The sequence below is a fragment of the Parvibaculum sp. genome, assembly GCF_035511255.1.
GTDB lineage: Bacteria > Pseudomonadota > Alphaproteobacteria > Parvibaculales > Parvibaculaceae > Parvibaculum.
Genome location: NZ_DATKFR010000327.1, coordinates 1 through 4993 on the forward strand (window position 1 = coordinate 1; position 4993 = coordinate 4993).

3 protein-coding genes are annotated in these 4993 nt (G+C 61.7%); 1 reads left to right on the forward strand and 2 read right to left on the reverse strand.

Annotated elements, in window-relative coordinates; translation table 11 throughout:
- Positions 1-149: 149 nt before the first annotated feature.
- Together VMR03_RS12945 and VMR03_RS12950 are read right to left on the reverse strand one after the other, a co-directional pair.
- Positions 150-1016, reverse strand: a complete 867-nt coding sequence (locus VMR03_RS12945) for a restriction endonuclease (RefSeq protein ID WP_325405857.1) — start codon at positions 1014-1016, stop codon at positions 150-152.
- A gap of 4 nt (positions 1017-1020) precedes the next feature.
- Positions 1021-4512, reverse strand: coding sequence for a class I SAM-dependent DNA methyltransferase (locus tag VMR03_RS12950; RefSeq protein ID WP_325405859.1), 3492 nt, complete (start codon positions 4510-4512; stop codon positions 1021-1023).
- 161 nt (positions 4513-4673) lie between these two features.
- On the opposite strand from VMR03_RS12950, the gene VMR03_RS12955 reads away from it, so the two are divergent.
- Positions 4674-4993, forward strand: a 320-nt coding sequence (locus VMR03_RS12955) for a DUF805 domain-containing protein (protein WP_325405861.1), incomplete at its 3' end; no start/stop codon positions are given.

Here is a 4993-nt window from a genome sequence, read left to right on the forward strand (position 1 = left end):
ATCCTTCGCAACGACCATGATTTCCCGACCGCGCCCACGAGCTTCCTCGAGGAACACGCCCCGCAACTCGCCGGCGGCCTCGTCGCCCTCGTCATCTTCGCCCTGCTCTTCGTCGCCTTCGTGCGGTAGCGGGGCGGGGGACGGGGGAATCAGATCGCGGCCAGCACGTCTTCGTCGATTTCGATTTCCTCGACGATCTTCGTCCTGACGCCGATCTTCAACTCGCGGAGAAGCTGGCAGAGATCGTCGCCGTCGACGAGGTCGATGGCGGGCGCACCGTCACGCGTCGCCTCCTTGCGCGCTTCGGCGGTGAAGCGGCCCGTGGTCATGATGAGGCCCTTGTCGGCCCGCCCCACCATCGCGCCGCGAAAATCGCGCACGACCGAGGAGCCGACCGTGTCCTTCCAGCGCTTGCACTGGAAGAGCACCTGAAACGAGACGAGCTTCATCCGCAACACGCCATTGCCGTCGATCCCGCCATCGCCGCTCTTGCCGGTAACTTCGACCTTGGTGAAACCGGATTCGCGCAAAACGCGCTGGCAAAGCCGTTCGAAGGCGTCCGGCTTCAGAGTAAGGAGAACCGAAAGAAGTCTCTCGCTCCAATCGAGCTCTTCGGCCTCTGTCTCCACCGCTTCCGGCTCCACCGCTTCAGTCTCGATCGTCGGTGTCTCGGCCCTCTTCGTTCTCATGGACTGCACGACGCGGTGAACCTCTTTCAGTTCATTCGCGTTCATGTCCCGGCCCTTGGGCGTCAGCGTCCAGATACCCCGTTCAGTGTTGTCCGCCGCCCCGACCTTCTTCAGATAGCTGCGTGCCCAGCGAAGGCGATATGCAAACAGCGTGTCCGTGCTACCTTCCTTGCGCGAAAGGTCGATTTGTTCCTCGGAGAGGTTGAAGAACGCCGCAGCTGCATCGTGGATTTCCTCGTTCGACCCCGAACCACCAAGCTGCTTCAGAATAACCACCGTCGCCGGAATCAGTGCCTGAACAGTCGGGATGTCTTTCGTTGCGGCCATTCATCTACCCCCTGTCGGCGAGGAAGTAGCGCTCGCCGGTTTTCTGGACTTGTCCGAGCATCGCGAGGCTTTCGAGAAGTTCGGAGACTTTTTCCTTGCGGCGCGCGCCGCCCTTGAAGGCCTTCGAAACGTCGATCGGGGAGACCGGCGCGCCGGCATGGGCGAGCGCATCGCGAACGGCCTTGATCTGTTCGGGAAGCTTCGCGGGCCAGGCGGGCGCCTTTTCGGCGGCGAGCGGCGCTTCGAGATCGGCCTCGACCTGCTCGGCCTTGGCCGCGCCCTTGGCAAAGCGCGGAATCTGATAGTCGGGGCGGAGCCAGCGGACATGGCCCTTCTTCTCTTCCGCCGCGCGCTCCTTGTTGAGCGCGACGAGGCGTTCGAGAATCTGCTCGTCGCCGAGGTCGCGCGGCCAGCCATAGGCCTCGAAGGTGGCGGCGTCGATCTCGTCATGCAACTGCTTCAGCACCGAGACGAGACCTTTCTCGTGGATCGCCCTTTCCTTGTCGGTCAGCGGCGCGGCCTTCGGATCGGCGTCGAGTTCGCGCAGACGCTCCAGCACATTGTACATGCCCGTCATGGTGAGATCGGGATGCTCCGCCTGCCGCTCTTTCCGGAAAGCGTCGAGCCTTTCGCCGAGATCGCGCAGGCGCGCCTTCAGCGCGTCGGAGGGATCGGGGAAGGGAAAGGGGTCGAAGCAACGCGTCTTGTTATAGCGTGGTCGATCCTCAAGCGTTCCCCCAACCTCCAACGTCCAGAGAATGTGAATTTTGGAAGAAAGCATGGCGAGCCCCTCAGGATCGCTCCATCCAAACCCAATGGTGCCATGTTCACAAAGGGTGTCCCCTGTCACAAACTGAAACAATCGATGCTTGGCCGTTTCCGGAGTCGCTATATAGCGCGTCAGTCCTCGTACGGCGTTTCTATATACTTCGTTAGAACGACGAAATTTCCACCAATTTTGCACGAGCTTAATGTCCCGATTGACGACTCGATCCGGGCGCACGTGTTCCAACAGGTGCTGATATATTGGTGAGCACCATTTCACGACGGCGCCCTCAGAATCGAAGTCGTCAAGGTCAATCGCAAACACGCCCCGTGGGGCATAAAGAAGATCTCGACCATTTCTCAGAGGGCGCAAGACCTCATGCACGCGCGAACATTCTTGCGACCATCTTGCCCGCAAGACTCCGTCCACGACAAAGCCTCGACTACCCAGAGCTGGTCCCATTGACGCCAGAAGTGCATTCGCGCGAAGTGAGGTTGCGATGTCAGTGTCCGTCCCGACTGACAACGTCGGGCGTATCTGGCCAATCGACTCCCTAAAGGTCAAGCCCGGTTCCCCGTCCGTCCATTCCTCTTTAGAAATTTCCAAAAGACGACCGAGTGTTTCGGAGCCACCGACGGTCATGCTTATGCGCACCGCCGCACCATCTACAGCATCAACCCAAGGATGATCGGGAACAGCGAATACAATGTGTAAAGGCGTCTTGCGCGCCATGTGTTGCGCAGCCACAGCCCGATTCTGAATTTGAGTAAAGGTATTGGTCGTAATCAGCCCAAAGCGCCGAACCTTCTTTCTTCCGACTAAACCAGCTGATTGATCCCACCAATACATGACAAAATCTACGGAACCGGGGACGCTCTCGTGAGCTGTACGCAGCGCCTCGACATACCCTTCACCCAAAGCAGAAATCATCCGCTTATTCCCGATGAAAGGCGGATTGCCGACAATGAAATCCGTCTCGGGCCATACGGCGGGTTTCGGATTCGAATAGGTGTAAAGCTCGACGCGTGCCGTCTCGTCCGGCACGTCCTCGCCGGTCACGGGATGCTTCTTCGTCGTCACGCCGTCCCAGCGCGTGACGGGCTTGCCGTGCTCGTCGCGCAGCAGCTCGCGCTTGTCATAGGCGAGCACCGCGTCCTGTTCCCTGATGTTGCCGAAGGCGCGCAGCACCGGCTCGGAAATCGCCGCCTGCCCGCCCGTCCTGATCTGCCATTTAATGAAGCCGATCCAGAGCACCAGGTCGGCGATCTGCACCGCGCGAGGATTGATTTCGAGGCCGAGAAACTGGTGCGGATCGACCGTGTGGTCGGACATTTCAAGCACATATTGCTGCTCGCCCAGCGCCGCGAGATAGTCGAGCACTTCGCCTTCGAGGCGCTTCATCAGCTCCATCGAGACATAGAGGAAGTTGCCGGTGCCGCAGGCAGGGTCGAGCACGCGCGTCGCGCAAAGCGTCTGGTGGAAGCCGCGCACGGCGGCGCGGGCCTCTTCGGGCTTGCCCTCGCGCATCAGTTGCTCGGCTTCCGCCTGCACGATTTTCCAGTCGTCGCTCAAGGGTTCGATGATGGTCGGCACGACGAGGCGTTCGACATAGGCGCGCGGCGTGTAATGCGCGCCGAGCTTGTGGCGGTCGCGCTTGTCGAGCGCGCGTTCCAGCAGCGTGCCGAAGATCGCCGGCTCGACGTCGCGCCAATCGCGCCGTGCGGCGACATAAAGCTCGTGGATTTCGTCGGGCTCCAGCGTGATCGCCTCCGGGTGGGCGAAGAGTCCGCCGTTGAAGCGCTTGACCACCTCGTTGATCGTGCCGGTATAGTCGCCGGTGTTCATCGCCTTCCAGAGGTCTTCGAGCGCGAAGCGGAACTTCTCGGGCGTCTCCTTCATCTGCTCGATGAGTTTCGTGAAGGCGCCTTCCGGCAGCAGCCTCACGTCTTCGGCAAACATCGTGAAGAGGCAGCGCATCAGGAATTCGGCGACCCTGCCGGGATCGTTTTTCCGCGCTTCGAGGGCGCGGGCGATCTTCGCCAGCCGCTCGGCGATGTCGCGCGTGACCTCCGCCGATTTCTTCGCCGGGTCGAGCGCCAGCGGATCGGTCCAGGCGAGGCGCAGGCGCTCGCGCACGACCTCATGTCTGAGGTCATCCAGCATGATCCGGTAATGGCGGCGATCCGGAAACTGGGCGTAGTTCTTTCCCTGCCGGACGAAATCGGCATAGAGCTCGATGCAGTGGCCGACATCGACGACGACGAGGAAGGGCGGCCAGCCATGTTCCTTGGGCAGCGCCTTGGCGTAGTCCTCCGCCTGACGCCGCGCATTGAGCATCGAGGTGTCCCATGAGCGCGTGCCGCGTTTGGCCGTGCCCGCCTTCGCCTGCGTCGCATCCTCGGGAATCAGCGCGAGCTGGTCCTCGCCCTTCGGGCGCAGCGCGTCGCGCTTGCCGCTCTGCTTTGCCTCCAGAACGAAGCAATCGCGCTTATAGAGGTCGATGAAGCCGGAGGTCTGCGTGCCGTCGGCATGCTTGAAGGCGACGGAGCGCTCGAAGACATAGTCGTTGTGGTTGTTCGTTTCGCGCGCCGGGTCCGGCTGCGGCAGGCCGAGCAGGGTGCAGAGTTCGGTCAGGAAGAGCTGGTAATTGGCGCGCTCCGCGCCCCCCGACGCCGACCAGCGCGCAATGAAGGCCTCGACGCCCGCATCCTCGGCCTTCTCGCTTCCCACGCTGTCCCCTTTGTTTTGCCCCGTCTTTTGCCCCTGAAGCATGCAGTTGGAGCGCCCCGGGTCAAGCCCCGCCCGGCGCTCCTTTTCCCCACCCAACCGTCATCCTTCCATGCCAAGATCGTCCCGCCGCGAGGGGCGCGGTGTCATCTATGGGGCTTTCGATGGATATCCTGTCCTTCCTTTTCTCCTTCAGGGGGCGCGTCAATCGCCGGGCCTATTGGGGCTTCTATCTTTTCTACAGCGCGATCGGCCTCGGCTTCTTCTATGTGCTTCAACAGGATCTCCTCAAGGCGGAGCTGACGCCGGGCATGAACCCGGACGAGTTCGCGCGCGCGATGGGGGGCATGAGGTTCGGCTGGCTCAATCTCGTCAACCTCGTCCTGCTCTGGCCGTCGATCGCCGTCGGCGTCAAGCGGCTGCACGATCGCAACTACAGCGGCTGGTTCTTTCTGGTGCTGTTCGTGCCGCTGCTGCAGCTCTG